Below are 18,773 nucleotides of genomic sequence, written 5' to 3' on the forward strand. Positions count from 1 at the left end.
GTGATATAGGCGAATGGTGAGCGTGCGCCAATGGGCGACGTGTGGTTCATCCCATTTGTTGCATCGCTTTCGCTTTGGCCTCGATGCTGTCTTCCTCACTCAGTCCCAGGACGGTTTGCACCTGTGAGATCACATCGATTTCCTGAGACTGAATAGCACCATCCACCAAAACCACTTCCCACAGCGCTTCCAGAGCATCAAGGCGGGCATCAAAGCTCACCATTTGCCGGATGATCTGGGCAAACTTTTCAGTGTCAGGCGCCTCCTTGTCGAGACGTTCGCAGGTGGCGCGCATCTTGGCGGCTTCAATCGGGCCCAGGCCAAAAAGCCGCGTCAGGAGTTTGTCGATCTGGCTGATCTCCGCAAAGGCGTATTCCAGGTCAGACTTGGCCACGCGCACCAGTAGCGTACCGAGAGCCAGTTTTTCATCTGGTTCCGGGAGCGGTGCAGGTTCGGGCGCGTCGAAGGCGTGTAAAAGACGGTGCAGAAACGATTTCGGGTCCATATTTGTTTATCCGCTATACCCTTTGACAATGACGAGATCACCGGTCGAGACCGGATCGCGCAAAGCCTTGGCGTCCTGATAGATTTTAGAGTTATAGCATGCCAGAGCCGCCTTGTAGGTAGGAAACTCGATGACAACCGTGCGCGCCCGCGCGTCACCTTCGCGCAGCTCGCGCGCGCCGCCACGCACCAAAAAGCGCCCCTCAAACTCTGTAAAAGCCGCAGCATTTGCGGCTTTGTAGGCCTCATATCCTTGTGGGTCGTCCACATCCACATGCGCGACCCAATATCCCTTTGCCATACTGTCCTCCCAGTGCGTGGTTTTGCGCAATTCTGCTTTAGGAAACACAGCATTGCAAACATCGTTGCGAATGTCTCAATCGCGTCACATTTGCACCGCAGAAAGAGCGCTTTCCAAGCCGATAAATTGGGCTCAGGACGCGTGACTTTTGTAGATGTGAGGCAAGATGCCAGCAGAGGCAACTTTCAAGGACTTTAACTGGTCCATAGGCACACAGGATGAGCAACTTGAACTGGCCCAGACAGGGACAGATGATGAGCTGCGTGCGTTGGCCATGGCCTATGATTGGCGGGCGCATCCCGAGGTTGTTTTAAGCTGGATCATGGCGCAGAAATGCATTGATCTTGGCTCAGCCATCACCGCGTTTCTCAATGGCGAACCAGAGCGGTTCAACTATATGCCAAAACGTGATGTTCCGGACCGTTGGAAATCCACAGCGCGGCTTCTGGACAACATTTGTCTGCGAGTGAACTCTGGTTTCTACCTTGCCTGGCCGGACCGCGATGTGCTGGACCGCCGTCGTTTGGACCGCTGGCTGATTGCACAAGCCAAGGACCGCGAAGACAACCGTCAGGGGCGGTTTGTTCTGGATGAGGCGATTATCGCCTCGCTAACAAAAAACGAGCTGCGCCTGGATCGCGAACATGAGACGGCTGTCTATGCCGAAAGCCAAAGTCTGTTGCGCGACCTTCTCAGCCCGGTGATGGAACTGGGCGTGTCGCGTCGCATGCTGCGGTATTTGCCCGAAGAAGAAACCGAAGAGCGCGACTTGCGCAAACCGGTGCCGCGCAAGCGGCTGTCCAAGGGGCGGTAGACGATCTTAGACCAGCCGAGAAGTCTCCAACGCCGCGCGCACGAAGTCAGCAAAGAGCGGATGCGGGGCGAAGGGTTTCGATTTCAGCTCGGGGTGGAATTGCACGCCGATGAACCAGGGGTGGTCCTCCCATTCCACGATTTCCGGCAGGCGACCGTCGGGTGACATGCCGGAAAAGGTCAGGCCGCATTTCTCCAGCTTTTCGCGGTACTTGGTATCGACCTCGTAGCGGTGACGATGGCGTTCATCGATGGCCAGGCTGTCGTAGACCTGTGCCACCTTTGATCCTTCCTTCAGCACCGCGTCATAGGCCCCAAGCCGCATGGTGCCGCCTTTGTCGTCGGTCACATTGCGTTTGACCTTTTCGTTGCCCTGCACCCATTCCTTGAGGTGATAGACCACTGGCGTAAAGCGTTTCTTGCCGGCCTCGTGGTCAAACTCTTCGGACCCGGCGTCTTTGAGACCCGCCAAGTTGCGCGCGGCCTCGATCACGGCCATTTGCATCCCCAGACAAATGCCCAGATAGGGAATTTTGCGTTCGCGCGCGAATTGCGCGGCCTTGATCTTGCCCTCGGTGCCGCGCTCACCAAAGCCGCCGGGCACAAGGATTGCGTGGAAGCCTTCGAGATGCGGGGCAGGGTCTTCGGTATCGAAGATTTCGGCATCGACCCATTCAACGTTGACCTTCACGCGGTTGGCCATGCCGCCATGGGTGAGCGCCTCTTTGATCGACTTATAGGCATCCTCAAGCTGCGTGTATTTGCCAACGATGGCCACATTGACCGCGCCATCGGTGTTGTGGATGCGGTCCACCACATCCTGCCAGGTGCTGAGGTCGGGACGCGGGGCAGGGGAAATGTTGAACGCATCCAGCACGGCCTGATCCAGACCTTCGCGATGGTAGGCCAGCGGTGCCTCGTAGATCGAGGTGAGGTCATAGGCCGCGACGACAGATTCTTTGCGCACGTTACAGAAAAGCGCGATTTTCTCGCGTTCTTTGTCGGGGATCGGTTGTTCCGAGCGGCAGACCAGAATATCGGGCGCGATGCCGATGGATTGCAATTCCTTGACCGAGTGCTGTGTCGGCTTGGTTTTCAACTCACCCGAGGCTGCCAGATAGGGCAGAAGTGTGAGATGCATGAAAATGCATTCGCCGCGGGGGCGGTCATGGCTGAATTGGCGGATGGCCTCAAAGAAGGGCAGACCCTCGATATCGCCAACGGTGCCACCGATTTCGCAGAGCATGAAATCGACCTCATCATCGCCGATCTCGATGAATTTCTTGATCTCATTGGTGACGTGGGGGACGACCTGAATGGTTTTACCAAGGTAATCGCCGCGCCGCTCACGTTCGAGCACGTTGGAGTAGATACGCCCCGAACTGACCGAATCCGTCATCCGCGCGGGCACACCGGTGAAACGCTCGTAATGGCCCAGATCGAGGTCTGTTTCGGCCCCGTCGTCGGTGACGAATACCTCTCCATGCTCAAAGGGCGACATCGTGCCGGGATCGACGTTGAGGTAAGGGTCAAGTTTGCGCAGCCGTACGGAAAAGCCTCGGGCCTGTAGTAAGGCACCCAGAGCCGCCGAGGCCAACCCTTTGCCCAGTGAGGAGACAACACCACCTGTAATGAAAACGTAACGAGCCATGGTCTGGCGTCTCTACCCCCCGTGTATTTTGGCTGACAGCGCCTGATGAACGCCCGTTTTCAGGGCTGTTTTTGAGGCTCGAAATGTCCTGGAAAGACCGCAAACCCACGGGACTAAACCCATAAAGGATTCGTTTGATATGCGCAAGCAAACCGCAACATGATGTTGCGGTCTTTTTGGACCTGTCTACCGATTGTGGTGTTTTGCCTATTCAGCCAACGGCACCAGAGGTGCGTCATCATCCAGTGAAGGCGGCAAGAGACCTTCGCCTGTCGTCGGCAGACCCGGCACCGAGGACCCGGCGTCGCTGGCGGGCGCATCTGTGATCCGGTCAAGCACCGAACTGCCGCCGGAATTCTGCGCTGCGATCACGGTCAGAACCAGCGTGGTGCAGAAAATCGAGATGCCCAGGACCCAGGTCAGCTTGCCCATGGCCGTGGCCGCAGCACGGCCCGTGGAGACGTTGCCGCCCCCGCCGCCCATGCCCAGACCGCCGCCTTCGGAGCGTTGCAAAAGCACAACCGCAATCAGCGCAAGCGCCAGCAGAAGGTGGATAAGCAGAATGACATTTTCCATGGATCGGCCCTTTGGGTCTCGGATGAGCGGTATCTAAGCAATAAGTGCACGTCCTGCAACCCGGTGTTTGGCGGATTGAGGGAGGTGTGTTTGAGGCGTGGAGTTTTTCTACAGTGAGCCGATTGAACCCAAGAATAAAGCCGTCTTGGTAACGGGGCGAAGCGTGGTTGAAGATATGTCAGGAACTGCGATCACAAGTCGTGTCCATACGCCCCCGATGGTCCCATCACTGTACCAGCAAATGCAGTCTGCGCGCGCTTGTGTCGAGAATAGCCAGAAGCAGTATGCTTTCAGCGGGCTTTTGACCGACAGAGTTACAGGATAGGACCTTTTGCGGTGTGTCAGTCTGGTTTGGATCAAGGTGCACAAGGGCACAGAGATATGACCCCGACATCCCCTTTTCATCCGGCCAATTGCGGCTTGAATAATGTCCGCGCGCAGGCAGATACCCGCTTGACGCAGCCCGCCGTGGCAGCGGTTTCCAGTCCAGAGCGCCGTCGGCAATTTCGAACTGGTCAATTGTCCAGACACCAAGATCCGTTGCCAGTGAATCGAGCCTGTACCGAAAGGCCGCACCCTCAAGCGAAACAGGCAACGGATCGGATGCCGTGACCGTGTAGACCGCTTCGATTTCCTGGACGCGCGTACCTTTGGTGGCTTTTCGATAGAAAAGAACTTCCTGACTGTCGGACGCAACCGGAAAGACCGAAAGCAGCAAGACCCGAGCCTCGCGTTCTGCCTTGGCCTCGAAAAAGACAAAGGCCATGGCTGCCACCAGAACGACAAGCACTGTTGCAACAAACTGTTTGGCGTTTTTCAACCGCCCCGACTTCCAAAAGAAGAACGCAACGACAAGCGTAGAGGCAGTCATCATGAAAAGCGTGGTCATCGTCATGCCCTGACCTTTAACAGATTAAGTCAAAAAACCGGAACGCCGAAAAGATAGAACCATGGCGCGAAAAGCACTTTCAGATAGTCCGTGTTCTGTCCGCCCATGCTGGCGGCGGCATCGCCCCAACGCGATATGCCAAAGGAGCAGCCCAGCCACATGATGCTAAAATACTGCCATTTTTCCATAAGCTTGCCGCCAAGTGTGCTGGCCTCCAATCGACCAGCAGCGGCCAGAGGCACGAAGACCAAAGGTGCGAAATTGGCGACAATCGCGAAGAGGGCGTAGATTGCAATCGGGAACACAACCAGCGCGCTGATGAAATTGACCGTGGGAATGGCGAGGATCACGGCAGTAACGATGGCGATGTTGCGTTTTCTTCTGTTCACAGTATGACCGGTTCGTTAAATCAACACGCCGTTTAGCCGAAACACTGCCTGACGCCAGACCATTCTAGGGATGTAAAAACGGCGACGGCAACCGCCGTCTCCTTATTCATCCACGTCATCCATATCCGCCTGACCGCTCAGACGACGGCGGACGTGGCTCCAGCTTAGCCCGATGCCCAGCACCAGGGAGAGCGCAATGAGACCAAGCCACAAGTTGGCTGTAGGGTTGTCGAGGTTGATCCAGCCGAAATCGACCAGCACCCAGATGAGGGCCGCGGCAATGGCCAGCACCAATCCCATGCCGAACCCCCCGATAGAGCGCAAAGTGGCGCGTAGATAGATGATGTAGCCCACCAGAAGGATCAGGCCCAGAAGCACCGCGACAGGCATCTGGTCGCCCCAGTTTGCCCGAACCCAACGGACGTAATTCCACTCTGTCGGGTTGAAGGTGGCTGCCAATAAAACAAACGCCACCCCCCATCTTGCCAAGAACCCTGCCATGTCTGCTCCTTTTGCGTTTTGCGCGCAGAGTGCCAAGGGGCATGGCCTCTGTCCAGCCATTGTGCCGCGCCATGCGCCTGAAATTCCGGTTTCCCCCGCCTTGGCCTCTCGCTATACCGGCGCGGGGTTCACCGAAACCAGAGGGGTCTTCATGGCGAATGTTGTGGTTGTCGGCGCTCAGTGGGGCGACGAAGGAAAAGGCAAGATTGTCGATTGGCTTTCGGAGCGTGCCGATGTGATCGCGCGGTTTCAGGGCGGGCATAACGCCGGGCACACGCTGGTCATTGATGGCAAGGTCTACAAGCTCAACGCGCTGCCTTCGGGTGTGGTGCGGGGCGGCAAGTTGTCGGTGATTGGCAATGGTGTGGTGCTGGATCCCTGGCATTTGGTGAATGAAATCGCCACCATTCGCGAGCAGGGGGTCGAGATCAACCCAGAGACGCTGATGATTGCGGAGAACACGCCGCTCATCCTGCCCATCCATGGTGAGTTGGACCGCGCGCGCGAAGAGGCGGCCAGCAAAGGCACCAAGATCGGCACCACAGGGCGCGGCATTGGTCCGGCCTATGAGGACAAGGTCGGGCGGCGCTCGGTGCGGGTGGCGGATCTGGCGGATGACGCCACGCTTGAGGCGCGGGTGGACCGGGCGTTGCAGCATCATGATCCGCTGCGCAAGGGGTTGGGGATTGAGCCCATTGATCGCGACGCGCTTCTGGCACAGCTGCGCGAGATTGCGCCGCAGATTTTGCAATATGCGGCACCGGTCTGGAAGGTGCTCAATGAGAAACGCAAGGCGGGCAAACGCATCCTCTTTGAAGGGGCGCAAGGCGCGCTTCTGGATATTGATTTTGGCACCTATCCCTTTGTGACCTCGTCCAACGTGATTGCGGGACAAGCGGCCACGGGTGTCGGTATTGGCCCAGGCTCTATCGACTATGTGTTGGGCATCGTAAAAGCCTATACCACGCGGGTGGGCGAGGGGCCGTTTCCGTCCGAGCTGGAAGATGAAGACGGCAACCGGCTTGGCACGCGCGGGCATGAATTTGGCACCGTCACAGGCCGCAAACGGCGCTGCGGGTGGTTTGATGCCGCTTTGGTCCGCCAGACCTGTGCGACTTCGGGGGTGACAGGTATTTCGCTGACCAAGCTCGATGTGCTTGACGGGTTCGAGACGCTGAAGATTTGTGTGGGCTATGAGCTTGATGGCCAAAAGCTGGATTACCTGCCAACGGCCACAGATCAGCAATGGCGCTGTCGGCCTATCTATGAAGAGATGCCCGGCTGGTCGGAGACGACTGAGGGCGCGCGCAGCTGGGCCGACCTTCCGGCCAATGCGATCAAATACGTGCGCCGGGTCGAAGAGTTGATCCAATGCCCGGTGGCGCTACTGTCTACCTCACCGGAACGGGATGACACGATCCTCGTGACCGATCCCTTCGCCGATTGAGGAGCCGTCATGGCACTGCCTTACAAAACCCGCCGCAAGCTGTCGCTGCTGATCCTGCTCATCGCGCTGCCGCTTTACATCGTGGTGGCGGTGAACCTGACGGATTGGTTGCGCGCGCAGTTCGAGGTCGGGTTTTTGACGGAACTGGCGGTGTTTGTGGTGCTGGGTATCATCTGGATTGTGCCGTTGAAGTCCGTGTTCCTTGGCGTGGGACAGGCGGACCCGGATGCTCAGGACGACCATTAGAGGGCGAGATGTCTTGAAAAGACATTGGACCTAAAACTTCAAACGTTCGTAAGCCTCCGTCCCGATGGCCGGGACCTGTCCCTCAAAGTTCAGAGCTTTTACCACCTCACAGTCATGCACATTGAGGTGAAACCGGGCTGGCAGCCGCTTCAAACTCACGTACAGTTTTGGTCCTGATTGAAGGGGATTTCTTTGCCGCGATTTCTCACACATCTGTTGGGTGCTGCACTTGCGGTGGGGCTATTTCTGAGGCCCGCATTTGCAGAAACCGACTTTTTGGCGCTCAGCAAGGATATGCTGATCGGAACGGATGCCGTACGGTCGGCAGCGGCAGAGGTGATCGTCGCACGCGACAATCCGGACATGATCCCGTCTTTGGTGCTTTTGATGCGCATTGGCGGATCGCATGTGGTCACGCAACGCGCGCTCAAGGCGTTGACCGGGCAGGACCTGCCCGACTGGCGGGCGGCGATGCGCTATCAGGAAGCCAACCCGCAGATCGAGCCGCATCCGAGCTATTATGACCTCAAGCTGTGGTACTGGGGCGGGATAGATCGCGATTTCCATGCGCTCTTTGAGACGCCAATAGATCGTGCCTCGATGCGCATTCGGTTCGAAGAGATTACGTGGGGCGGCGCGCTTTTTGACGACATTCCACCATTGGATACTCCCAAAATGATACCTGCCGATGTGGCGGATTACATGCTGGATAGTGACCTGGTCTTTGGGGTCGAGATTAACGGAGACGTGCGCGCCTATCCTCTGCGCATCATGGGATGGCATGAAATGTTCAACGAGGTTATCGGTGGCGTGCCGGTTGCCTTGGCCTATTGCACGCTTTGTGGAGCGGGTATCCTTTTTGAAACTGACGTTGAAGGGTACGAGGCCCCTTTCGTGTTCGGCTCGTCTGGGCTGCTTTATCGGTCCAACAAGCTGATGTTTGACCGTCAGACAAAAAGTCTGTGGAATCAGTTCACGGGAGAGCCTGTTTCGGGACCTCTGGCGCAGTCGGGTATTCGGCTGAAGATCAGGCCGACGACGATCACAACATGGGCAGATTGGCGCGCAGCGCATCCGCATACAAAGGTCTTGTCCCTCGATACAGGGCATATTCGCAACTACGATTCCGGGGTTGTTTATGCAGAGTATTTTGCTTCTCCAGACTTGATGTTTCCGGCGCTCACGGATGAAACCCGCCTGCGCCAGAAAGACTATGTCTACGGGATAAGAGTTGCAGGTGGGGCCAAAGCCTGGCCTCTGACGGCATTTGAGGCTGAGCCGGTGATCAATGATCATGTCGGGCTGTCTGAAGTCGTTCTGATTGGTGACGCGCAAACGCGGACCGTCCGTGCCTATGCACGGGACGGTCAGGTGTTTTCCGGTGACGCCATAAATCTCGTGGGACCCGGAGGGGCGTGGAGCCTGACTGAAGAGGCGATTTTAGGACCCAAAGGCGAGCGCTTGCCGCGTATGCCGGGCCACGTGTCATACTGGTTCGCCTGGGATGGGTATCTGGGGGCGGAAAGCGCTCTATACGGTGTGGTTGAGTGATGCCGTGTATCTGAGTGTACGATCTTGGCGCCTGTTACCTGAAGCTTGCCATGTTCAGGCCGTCGCGGCGCCACAGAGCTCGGATTGAAGCCATTTGCGGTTTTTCCTGTGGCGATCAATCAGTTTCTTGGCCCGTTTACCATCGGCAAAAGGACGTGCCGGGGCCATCGGTTCTATGGCGAACTGGCAAACGTGTTCAAACTGCTCTTTGGTCAGCATGCGCTTTGCCATCGGACCAAGAAAGAGCGTCTCCGTCGGCACACCTTCGGCCAAGATGATTTCATGCCTTGCGCATAACACATGCACATAGTGCACTGCATCTATACCGGTCTGCCTGGTGACGCCCGGCAGTGCAAGGAGATGGCGCGCTGCCACCAAAACCTGATCACAATCAAACATGAGTTGGACAATGCGCGACGATGCCACGATACGGTGTTGCGGCGATACGAGGAGATGGTTTTTCGGAAGGCCAGGTCCAAGGGCATCCGGCTCGATACAGATTGGGGCCTGTCGTTCTCCTGGTCTCAGGAGGACCGAATGACCGACCCAGAGGATTTTTGATTGACTACCCTTCGCAGTTTTCACGAGGTCACCTTCCCGGAGCGCTTCGACTCTTTTCGCGCCCGATGGTGTTGCGATCAGCGTGCCCTTTGCGAAGCAAACAGTCGTGTTATCGACCGATTGACCAATGCCGGTACCGGAAAAATTGGTTTCGACCACCGACAGCAGTTCAATCCCGGCTATGTCAAGATTGTCGAGCCCTGTTCCTGACGTCATGAAAACGTCGCCGTTTTCCATCTGCCGGATATTGACGTTCAAGGTTATCGCGCCGCCGCCGACGAGCGTGATTTTCGCCTCAAAGAGGTTCGCGGAGTCCTGATGAACGGACACAGTGCCATGTCCAGCGTCATATTGAACGACGTCATTCACACTGGACGCGAATTCATTATCGATAATCCCACCGTTGTCGTCGCCATCTATCTCGGTGATGTTTACCAGACTGTAGCCTGTATGCGTTCCCAGCAGATCCGCTGCGTTTTCGCTGGCAGCATTGGTTTCTGACGGGTCGATATCCGCAAAGTTTCCCAGATAAATCCCTGTGATACTGTAGCTTGCCACCGGCTCTCTCCCGAATATAGGTCCGAAGACATATTCAGGTTCAGGTGTTGATGACGTTAATTCGGATGCAGCGGAACGCGCGGCTTTTTCTGAAAATTCAATTTATGCTTCAGGCTTCGGTCTGACACTGGGCATGGCCAGAACAAACCATCTTTGCCGAAGCGCGGTTCTCACACCTACAACAAATGTCCCGACTTCTTGGCTTTGGTGGCCAGATAAGCACGGTTGTGTTCGCCTTCACCGACTTTGAGCGGCACGCGTTCGGTGACGTCGATGCCGTGGGCCTGCATCATTTCAATTTTGGCGGGATTGTTGGTCAAAAGGCGAACTGACGAAAACCCCATGTCCCGCAGGATCGCGGCACCAATGCGGAAATCGCGTTCATCATCTTCAAAGCCCAAACGATGATTGGCCTCGACCGTGTCGAACCCCTGGTCCTGTAGGGCATAGGCGCGCATCTTGTTGGCAAGGCCGATGCCGCGGCCTTCCTGGTTGAGATAGAGCAACACACCTGCGCCTTCTGCACCCATCTGGCCCAAAGCTCCGCGAAGTTGCGGGCCGCAATCGCATTTGAGAGATCCCATCAAGTCACCGGTAAAACACGCTGAATGCAACCGCGCCAGAACCGGTGCGTCGCGATCCGGTGCGCCGATTTCCACGGCATAGTGTTCTTCTGCGCCATCTTCCGGGCGCCAGATATGCAGACGCCCCGCCTCAGAAACGGACAGCGGTAGGCGCGCACTGACGACGCGGTGCATCGGGCTTTGATCTTGCAACGTTTGAGAGAGGCTTGCCGCATTCAGACGCGTGAGCGAAGCATCAACGCTCTCATCGCTGACCAGCATCACTGCGGCGGGCAAAAGCCGTGCGGATTTGACAAGAGTAATCGCTGTGCGATGCAAATCTGCTGATCCGCTGCGCTCTGACAAAAGAGGGCCTTTCATCGGTGTATTGAGATCATCCGCCGGATCAGCAACACCCTGAACCCAGTCCAAAGAGGCCTCCTGGGGCAGAACAATGCGCGCGACGTCGCCATCATAGGGTCTTGCCTTAAGCGTTTCTGCACGCCGAGCGGAAATGACCAGAACGGGCATGCCGCTCCGCTCCTGCAACGCTTTCAGGCGCGCGGCGCTCAGTGTCTCTGCTGCAAGGACAAGCGCCGACTGATCGGTTGCTTCCAGAACAACAGGCACGCCCATGCGCAGGTCAGCCCGCGCGCGGGCAATGAGGTCTGTCATATCAGGGCCAAGACCGGTCACACTATGTCCTCTATCATCATCTGGGTTCACCGAACCGCCTACAGGGTTTTGAAACCAAATGAAACATTTTGCCCCTCAGTTACACTTGGGCGTGATTGCTCTGTCACAGACCTTGCCTGCAAGCCGGGCGTGTCACAAGTAGTTGGCCAAGCAAAGAGGAAAATTGGTATGGCTCAGCTTAAGAAAATTCTGCTTGTCGATGATGATGAGGATTTGCGCGAGGCGCTTAGTGAACAGTTGGTGATGACAGAAGACTTTGATGTCTTCGAGGCGGCCAACGGAACCGACGCCATGGCGCGGGCCAAGGATGGCATCTACGATCTGGTGATTCTGGATGTGGGTCTTCCCGACACCGACGGGCGTGAGCTGTGCCGGTTGATGCGCAAACAGGGTGTGAAAGCGCCGATCATGATGCTGACAGGCCATGATGGCGATGCCGACACGATCCTGGGTCTCGATGCCGGAGCCAACGACTACATTACCAAACCTTTTAAGTTTCCGGTGCTTCTGGCCCGCATCCGCGCGCAGCTGCGTCAGCATGAGCAATCCGAAGATGCGATTTTCCAGCTTGGGCCGTATACCTTCAAGCCTGCGATGAAGATGCTGATCACCGAAGATGACCGCAAAATTCGCCTGACCGAGAAAGAAACCAACATCCTGAAGTTCCTCTATCGCTCACCCGATGGTGTGGTGGCGCGCGATGTGCTTTTGCACGAAGTCTGGGGCTACAACGCCGGTGTGACCACGCATACGCTTGAGACACATATCTATCGTCTGCGTCAGAAAATTGAGCCTGATCCCTCAAACGCGCGGCTCTTGGTGACCGAATCCGGAGGCTACCGGCTTTTGGCGTGAAAACTTGACTCAAGTCAAAGAGAGCGAGTCGCCGACCTGCTATCTCTGACTTACACCGCAGCATATGGCGGCTAATATATGCACCTCCCTGTTGGACTGACCCCGACTTTGCCCGGGGTCTTTTTTTGCCCAGTGGGGGTCTGTGATTGCGGTCAGGCGGGCGGTTGTTATGCTCGAGCGCAAAAAGGGTAGCTGATGCGGTGGATTACCAGATCCTTGTTCTGGCTTGGCGTGGCTGCGCTGGCGGTGTTGTTCGTGGGGCGGGGCGCGGCTTTTCTGAGGGAAAGCGAAGAGCGCACTGAAATACTTCCTTCTGAAGGACGGCTGGTCGAGACCTCCGAAGGGTCGATTTTTGTCTGGGAAGAAGGGCCGGAAGATGCGCCGATGCTGCTCTTTGCGCATGGTACGGCCGCGTGGTCGGGCCTATGGGCGCCAACTTTAAAACAGATGGGCGCCGAGGGATGGCGCGCAGTCGCCTTTGACATGCCGCCCTTTGGGTTTTCTGACCATGCCGATGATGGCAACTACACCCGGACGCGGCAGGCCGAGCGTCTGCGTGCCCTGGTCACAGCTCTTGGCACCAAGCCTATCCTGGTGGCGCATTCGGTCGGGGCTGCGCCGGGCGTCGAGGCGGTCATGCAAGATCTGTCGGCATTCACGGCGCTCATTGTCGTGGATGGCGCGCTGGGATTGGGCAGTCACGACAGCGGCAAGACCTTGCCCTTTCCGCTAGGTGTCAAAGTGGCGCGCGATGCCGCGACGGCTCTGACTATGACGAACCCGATGCTGACCCGGACGCTGCTCAAGGGGCTTATCCATGTCAAAGAGGCCGCGAGTGATGAGGTGGTGGCCGTGCTGACGCAGCCTCTGGTTCGTGCGGGCACCACAAGTGCGTACTCAGATTGGCTGCCTTCGCTCCTGGTGCCGCCCCAAGACGCGCGGAGCACACGGCCCGAAAGCTATGCGGCGCTGACGCTTCCGGTGGTCTATATCTGGGGCGAGGAAGACACTGTCACGCCAGTGGATCAGGGCTATGCGCTCAAGGAGATCACCCCTGGATCAGAGCTCATTGTGCTGCCCGAGCTGGGCCATATCCCGCAGATCGAGGATCAAGACGCCTTCTTGCTTGCACTTGAGATGGCGCTGGGGCTTATTGCCGATCACCCCGCTCAGTAATCCAGTCAGGACGCTGCCATGCCCTTTACCCTTGCCACCTGGAACATCAACTCCGTGCGCTTGCGCGAGCCGATTGTCGCGAAGCTGTTGAGCGAAGAGGGGCCGGATGTCCTTTGCTTGCAGGAATGCAAATCTCCAGTTGAGAAAATCCCGACCGAAGGGTTTGCCGCCTTGGGCTACACCCACATGATTGCGCGCGGGCAGAAGGGCTACAACGGTGTTGCGATCCTGTCGAAGCTGCCGATTGAAGATTTGGGTGACAAGGATTTTGCCGGGCTGGGCCATGCGCGTCACGTGGCGGGACGGCTGGAGAATGGGACGGTCATTCACAATTTCTACGTCCCTGCGGGAGGTGATGTGCCGGACCGTGAAGTGAATGAAAAGTTTGGTCAGAAGCTCGATTATCTGACCGATATGCGCGACTGGTTCAGGGCCGAGCGGCCTGAGAAAGCCATTCTGGTGGGCGACCTCAATATTGCGCCACGTGAGGATGACGTCTGGAGCCACAAGCAGCTTTTGAAAGTTGTGAGTCACACACCGATTGAGGTGGAGCATTTCGGTGATGTCATGGACGCAGGCGGCTGGTCAGATGTCACCCGCGCCGATATCCCTGAAGGTCAGCTTTACAGCTGGTGGTCCTACCGCGCCCGCGACTGGGATGCGGCCGATAAAGGGCGCAGGCTGGATCATATCTGGGCCAGTGCTGATATCACCGCAGCAGCACATTCCAGCCGTATCCTGCGTGACGCGCGCGGATGGGCGAAACCCTCGGACCACGCGCCGGTTTTTGCGACATTTGACCTCTGACTGCCCTCAAAGAGACCTTTTTCTATACAGAAAATGGCCCAGAAAATGCGCATTTTCTGTTGCAAACCCAATGTGTTGATTGAAAAAGTCAGGGTTTCCGGACCTGGCATTTGGCGCCTTTGCTGCAAAGATGGCATTATGGGGCGTGAGAGAGGGATGCGATGCGCAAGCTTTCGAGACGTGCGCTTTTACTGGGCGGCGGAGCCCTGATCGGCGGGTTGGCGACGCACCGGCTGGGTGTAGATTTGCCAAGCTATGACGGTGTTACCTGGATCAAGCCGAGCGGGGCAGAGGGCATGCTCAATGATGCCAGTGGTTTGTCTGAGACACCCATTCGCAAGCACCTGATCCTCGAAAACAGCCGTGGCGACGCGTTGGTGGAGGCGCTGCGCGATGAAATCCGGATTGCGCGCACCTCGGGCCGGGCGGTGAATGTCAGTGCCGCGCGTCATTCCATGGGCGCGCAAGCTATTCCGCGCGATGGGCACGCAATCACCTATCAGGGCGGTTTTGTGGAGCCTGACACTGACGCCGGCACCTGCCGGGTGCAGGCGGGTACGACTTGGGCCGAGGTGATCTCGGCACTCGACCCTATCGGCTTTGGTCCCAAGGTGATGCAATCAAACCACGATTTTGGCGTTGCGGCGACGTTTTGTGTCAACGCCCATGGTTGGCCGGTGAAGATGGGGCCGATGGGGGCGACTGTTCAAAGCTTTGACATGGTGCTGGCAGATGGGGAATTGGTGACGTGTTCGCGCACGCAGAACGCCGATCTCTTTGGTCAGACGATGGGGGGCTACGGGTTGACCGGCGCGATCACCGAGATGGTGGTCGAGATGGAACGCAACGCGCGGCTTGTCCCGACATTCGAGGAACTCCCTTCCAAAGACTATGGCAAGCGGTTCGTCGAAGCCCTCTCGGACCCGGCGGTCACGATGGCCTATGGGCGGCTCAATGTGGAGCGTGAGAGCTTTTTCGAAAAGGCGCTGATGATCACATATCGCGCCACCGAAGATCAATCCGGTCTGCCTGCTGCGTCAGGCTCTGGCGCAATGGCGCATATCGCCAGCCGGGTCTACCGCTGGCAGCTGGGCAATGAGCCTGCAAAATCCCTGCGCTGGTGGTTTGAAACCGATCTTGGCCCGTCCATTGGGGACGGTGTGGCCACACGCAATTCGCTGATGAATGAACCGGTTCTCACGCTCGATGATCGTAATCCGGATCGCACGGATATCCTGCATGAGTATTTCGTCAGCCCGGAGCGATTTGCCGAGTTTGTCGAATTGTGCCAGCGCGTGATCCCCGGATCCTTCCAAGAGTTCCTGAACGTGACCTTGCGCTATATCGACACCGATCCCGATAGCTGGCTCGCTTATGCGCCGGTGCCACGGATTGCGGCGGTGATGTCGTTCAGTCAGGAAATGACACGGCGCGGTGAGGCCGACATGGCGCGCATGACGCGGGAGTTGATTGACGGGGTGATTGCCATTGGCGGGACTTATTACTTGCCGTATCGCCCGCATGCCACGGTCACCCAGATGCGGCGCGGATACCCGCGTACACAGGAATTTGCAGAGGCCAAACGGGCGCTTGATCCAAGCCTCGTTTTTCGTAACAACCTTTGGGACCAGTATTTGAGCCAGCTATGACTTTATTGCGTAAAATTTGTTTGTTCTACACTGTGGCGCTGCTTGTGGCGGCGTCGCTGAATTATATTCCTGGACTGACCGATGAAAATGGGCTGGCCTTTGGTATCTTCGCGCTCGATCCGTTTGACGATGCGTTGCATGTGGTCTCAGCCCTCTGGGCGCTATCGGCGGCCCTGATTAGCCATCGTGCAGCGAAGATTTTTCTGGTCATCTTTGGCGCGCTGTATCTGGCCGACGGGATCTTTGGGATATTCACGGCATACGGCTTTCTCGATCTGGCGATCTTCTCCAACCCCTCTGAAGGCTTCTCGCTTTCGGTGCCGCGTATCCTGGCCAACCTGCCGCATATCGGGCTGGGGGGCTTTGCGCTCTTTGCCGGGCTAAAGCTCGACCGGGGGGCGTGACGTGATCCGGCGTTTGTTCAAATGGGCCGTGCGGCTGGTCCTGTTGCTGGTCGTATTGGTGATCGGCCTGCTCTTGCCTGCGGGCTATAATGAGCTGGCCTGCATTCCAAAAACCAAGGATGCCACATACACCGCCATCCTGCCGCCTGAGCATCACCGCTCTGAGGCGCGCACGCTGATGACTTACCCCGAATGGCATATCGTGCACGCCTATGACGACTATGCGCAGGTGATCAGCACGGGCGATCCGCATGATTTTGGCTATCTGCAGGCCATTGGCGGCTTTTGGTCCTCGCTTTGCGAGCTGAGTTTTGCCTCGGCCGATCACGGCGGGATGGATTGGGACACCAAGCGCATGGTCTATGTGATTGGCGTCAGCTTCACAGCAGAGCTTTTGGCCAAGGCGGCTTATGAGGAAACGCTGGGCCGGGCGGCGGCCTGGCAGCGGGGCGAGGCGCGCGCGCCGCTTGATGAGCTCTCTGCCGATCAGGCGCGGGCCTATGCGGCGTTTTTGCAGCAGGTGCCGTGGTTCAAATGGGATTTCGACAGCGACCGCGAAGACCTTTTGACCAATGCCACGGATCAGTTCCGCGATGTGGAACGCGCAGCGGCGCTGGGCACGGAATACAAGATCAAGGCCGCTTACGCGCGGGTCATTGGCAACGCGGTTGAGCAGGTGGGGCCGGATGAGCTGAGCCTGCGGATGATCGTAAGTGGGCTAGAGCGTGAGCAGATCGAGGCGCTGGACGGTGTCACGTTCATTGACACTCGCGCCGAAGGCATCGAGATCGAGACGCCGCGCTACCGCGAATTGACAGAGCTGCTTGTCCAGATGGCCGGGCAGGGTGCGGAGTTTGTCGAGATTGCGGGCAATGACGATATCATGTTCACCGCCCTGTCTCAGGCCGAGACCACCGATGGCGCGCTGCACAGCTTTGCGCGGCAGGGCTATGGCGACACCCGTCATCTGGTGCTTTTGAAGGTCAGTGATCTGGCCGAGCGTCTGCGGCAGATGCAGGTGGCCAGTGGTCCGGACCGGCTCAGGCTGGAACATATCCATGACTATTAGGACGTGGGTGATTGCGCTGATCTGTGTGGCAGGAGGGTGGTTGGCCACAGTTTTGACTGTGATGGTGGCCAGCGACGCGGCCCCCGGCGCGATTGTTCTTTTGCCGAGTGACGACTTTGTGGCCAACTTGCCCGAAGGCGCTGCGGTGGTCGGCGGTGGTGGGCTTTGGGTCGCCGTGCGCGGCGACACCGAGGGTCTGGGCCTGGCGCTTTACCGGGCAGGGGGGCGGGTGGTGCTTCCGGCAGGATTGCCGGGATGTCTGCCGTTGCCGAAGGTCTAACACGCCCGGAGCACATCTGATTATAGACCGCCGCCGGCACAACAGGCCTGCGGCACGTGATGTCATGTGTGTTGAAACGAACGAAGGTCCGCCAAGAGCTCCAACTCAAGATCCAATGAGTTTGGTTAGAAAAGAGACTGTTTTGAAAGGCGGTAGTGTGGACTTTGCTGCCGTTCGCAACCATAGGGCAAGTGTCCGACTACGAAAAATCGGCCTAGGTTGGCCAATTTTTGATCTTGGGCTAGAGCTAGCTAAAAGCATTGGTAAATTTCAATGAGAAACCCAACATGGGAACCCATATCGGTAGAAACGCTGGCGCTGCCAGATTCTAAGGCATCGATAGTTGCGACTTCGGTCGATGCCAAAGGAAACGCGTTGTTATTGACCGCCAATAGGGACGACCAAGCCAACGCATCTGCAAAAGAGACCCGAGGAATTGGCATTTTTCCCAAGTCGCGTTCTGCGTCTGACTTGGATTTTTCGCTTGTCGTTCAGAGCGGCGCAGGAGCGGAAACGATTAAACTTCCGGCAATGAACATTACGTTCCCGTACGTTGATCAGTTCTCTGATGGGGGGTCCCTATTGGTTGGCGCAAGAAGCTCTTGGCGTTCCAAAGAAGACTTTGACTTGAATGGCGCACTGATCGAACGGGGAGCCAAGACTGCAAAACGCGTTTGCTTTGGAGACGGTATTGAAGATGTCGGCATAGATTGTACTGACCGAATTTGGATTTCCTATTTCGATGAAGGGGTGTTCGGCAATTTTGGCTGGTCGCACCCGGGGCCAACTGGGCTGGGCGCGGGTGGGGTCAATTGCTTCGACCGTACAGGGGAGCTGCTCTGGCAACACAATCGAGAAGAAGCCAGCGAGCATATAGATGATTGCTATGCGATGAACGTGAGTCCGCTCGGGGTTTGGTTTTACTTCTATACCGCCTTTAAGGTCGCAAGGGTCACTGATGACTTTTCAGTTGAATACATTGAAACCCCAATAGGTGGCTCACACAGCTTCGTCACAGATGGCCATAGGTTTGTGTTTTCAAGCCAGTATCGCGAACCTGACACCACTTTCCATGCAACAAATCTGTACAAGGGGAAGCTGGTTCATAGGCGCAAGCTTTCACTTAGCCTGCCTGCAGGTATCAATGCGGATGAGATCAAGATGAGGGCGCGGGGCAACAAACTACACGTATTCACTGACAAAAACTGGATAGTCTATGATTTAGGGTCATTAGACTACGAGTAGGAGAAACGCCCCCGAGCTTTGCCGATTATTCAAGGCAACCGC

The 18,773-nt window shown here is 57.1% G+C and carries 21 protein-coding genes; 12 read left to right on the plus strand and 9 right to left on the minus strand.

The features are described from left to right. Positions 1-46 precede the first annotated feature (46 nt). The gene (locus RZS32_RS14505; RefSeq protein WP_317057678.1) at positions 47-505 is read right to left on the minus strand and encodes a TerB family tellurite resistance protein; all 459 of its coding nucleotides are present in this window, start codon (positions 503-505) and stop codon (positions 47-49) included. Between the two features lie 6 nt (positions 506-511). Next, positions 512-805, minus strand: coding sequence for a DUF1330 domain-containing protein (locus RZS32_RS14510; protein ID WP_317057679.1), 294 nt, complete (start codon positions 803-805; stop codon positions 512-514). Positions 806-971: 166 nt separating this feature from the next. Here RZS32_RS14510 and RZS32_RS14515 point away from each other — a divergent pair, with 166 nt between their 5' ends. Beyond that, on the plus strand, positions 972-1,619 hold the full coding sequence (locus RZS32_RS14515; RefSeq protein WP_317057680.1) for a hypothetical protein: 648 nt from the start codon (positions 972-974) through the stop codon (positions 1,617-1,619). Between the two features lie 6 nt (positions 1,620-1,625). Here the strand turns inward: RZS32_RS14515 and RZS32_RS14520 are convergent, their stop codons facing one another. The 5 genes from RZS32_RS14520 to RZS32_RS14540 all read right to left on the minus strand — a co-directional run bounded on the left by RZS32_RS14520 (position 1,626) and on the right by RZS32_RS14540 (position 5,624). Continuing rightward, a complete protein-coding gene (locus tag RZS32_RS14520; protein WP_317057681.1) occupies positions 1,626-3,269 on the minus strand; it encodes a CTP synthase in 1,644 nt (547 codons plus the stop codon). 207 nt (positions 3,270-3,476) lie between these two features. Beyond that, entirely contained in the window at positions 3,477-3,845 is a 369-nt protein-coding gene (gene secG, locus RZS32_RS14525) for a preprotein translocase subunit SecG (RefSeq protein WP_317057682.1), read from the minus strand. Between the two features lie 226 nt (positions 3,846-4,071). After that, complete coding sequence (locus tag RZS32_RS14530) at positions 4,072-4,740, minus strand: hypothetical protein (RefSeq protein WP_317057683.1); 669 nt, start codon at positions 4,738-4,740, stop codon at positions 4,072-4,074. A gap of 23 nt (positions 4,741-4,763) precedes the next feature. Beyond that, positions 4,764-5,123, minus strand: a complete 360-nt coding sequence (locus RZS32_RS14535; RefSeq protein ID WP_317057684.1) for a hypothetical protein — start codon at positions 5,121-5,123, stop codon at positions 4,764-4,766. Between the two features lie 102 nt (positions 5,124-5,225). Further along, the gene (locus tag RZS32_RS14540) at positions 5,226-5,624 is read right to left on the minus strand and encodes a DUF6524 family protein (RefSeq protein WP_317057685.1); all 399 of its coding nucleotides are present in this window, start codon (positions 5,622-5,624) and stop codon (positions 5,226-5,228) included. 151 nt (positions 5,625-5,775) lie between these two features. Between RZS32_RS14540 and RZS32_RS14545 the strand changes: the two genes are divergently transcribed. The 3 genes from RZS32_RS14545 to RZS32_RS14555 all read left to right on the plus strand — a co-directional run bounded on the left by RZS32_RS14545 (position 5,776) and on the right by RZS32_RS14555 (position 8,868). After that, entirely contained in the window at positions 5,776-7,071 is a 1,296-nt protein-coding gene (locus RZS32_RS14545) for an adenylosuccinate synthase (protein WP_317057918.1), read from the plus strand. A gap of 9 nt (positions 7,072-7,080) precedes the next feature. Beyond that, entirely contained in the window at positions 7,081-7,317 is a 237-nt protein-coding gene (locus tag RZS32_RS14550; protein WP_317057686.1) for a DUF2842 domain-containing protein, read from the plus strand. A gap of 192 nt (positions 7,318-7,509) precedes the next feature. Next, a complete protein-coding gene (locus RZS32_RS14555) occupies positions 7,510-8,868 on the plus strand; it encodes a DUF3179 domain-containing protein (RefSeq protein ID WP_339106689.1) in 1,359 nt (452 codons plus the stop codon). A gap of 54 nt (positions 8,869-8,922) precedes the next feature. Here RZS32_RS14555 and RZS32_RS14560 read toward each other — a convergent pair whose 3' ends face one another. Next, positions 8,923-9,759: a Hint domain-containing protein gene (locus RZS32_RS14560; protein ID WP_339106690.1), complete on the minus strand. Its 837-nt coding sequence runs from the start codon at positions 9,757-9,759 to the stop codon at positions 8,923-8,925. Between the two features lie 404 nt (positions 9,760-10,163). Beyond that, entirely contained in the window at positions 10,164-11,225 is a 1,062-nt protein-coding gene (ribA, locus tag RZS32_RS14565; protein ID WP_317057919.1) for a GTP cyclohydrolase II, read from the minus strand. Between the two features lie 189 nt (positions 11,226-11,414). Here ribA and RZS32_RS14570 point away from each other — a divergent pair, with 189 nt between their 5' ends. The 8 genes from RZS32_RS14570 to RZS32_RS14605 all read left to right on the plus strand — a co-directional run bounded on the left by RZS32_RS14570 (position 11,415) and on the right by RZS32_RS14605 (position 18,731). Next, positions 11,415-12,101 (plus strand): response regulator transcription factor, encoded by a 687-nt coding sequence (locus tag RZS32_RS14570; RefSeq protein WP_317057689.1) that lies wholly within the window; start codon positions 11,415-11,417, stop codon positions 12,099-12,101. Between the two features lie 195 nt (positions 12,102-12,296). After that, positions 12,297-13,277, plus strand: coding sequence for an alpha/beta fold hydrolase (locus RZS32_RS14575; RefSeq protein ID WP_317057690.1), 981 nt, complete (start codon positions 12,297-12,299; stop codon positions 13,275-13,277). An 18-nt stretch (positions 13,278-13,295) separates the two neighbouring features. Next, complete coding sequence (locus RZS32_RS14580; protein ID WP_317057691.1) at positions 13,296-14,084, plus strand: exodeoxyribonuclease III; 789 nt, start codon at positions 13,296-13,298, stop codon at positions 14,082-14,084. Between the two features lie 161 nt (positions 14,085-14,245). Then, positions 14,246-15,733, plus strand: a complete 1,488-nt coding sequence (locus tag RZS32_RS14585) for an FAD-binding oxidoreductase (protein WP_317057692.1) — start codon at positions 14,246-14,248, stop codon at positions 15,731-15,733. Beyond that, the gene (locus RZS32_RS14590) at positions 15,730-16,137 is read left to right on the plus strand and encodes a hypothetical protein (RefSeq protein WP_339106691.1); all 408 of its coding nucleotides are present in this window, start codon (positions 15,730-15,732) and stop codon (positions 16,135-16,137) included. Before RZS32_RS14585 ends, RZS32_RS14590 begins: the two co-directional genes overlap by 4 nt. Position 16,138: 1 nt before the next feature. Then, positions 16,139-17,206, plus strand: a complete 1,068-nt coding sequence (locus tag RZS32_RS14595; protein ID WP_339106692.1) for a hypothetical protein — start codon at positions 16,139-16,141, stop codon at positions 17,204-17,206. Continuing rightward, entirely contained in the window at positions 17,196-17,486 is a 291-nt protein-coding gene (locus RZS32_RS14600) for a hypothetical protein (protein WP_317057694.1), read from the plus strand. Before RZS32_RS14595 ends, RZS32_RS14600 begins: the two co-directional genes overlap by 11 nt. A 273-nt stretch (positions 17,487-17,759) precedes the next feature. Beyond that, a complete protein-coding gene (locus RZS32_RS14605; RefSeq protein ID WP_317057695.1) occupies positions 17,760-18,731 on the plus strand; it encodes a hypothetical protein in 972 nt (323 codons plus the stop codon). Positions 18,732-18,773 lie beyond the last annotated feature (42 nt).

Source organism: Roseovarius sp. W115 (genome assembly GCF_032842945.2).
Lineage (GTDB): Bacteria > Pseudomonadota > Alphaproteobacteria > Rhodobacterales > Rhodobacteraceae > Roseovarius > Roseovarius rhodophyticola.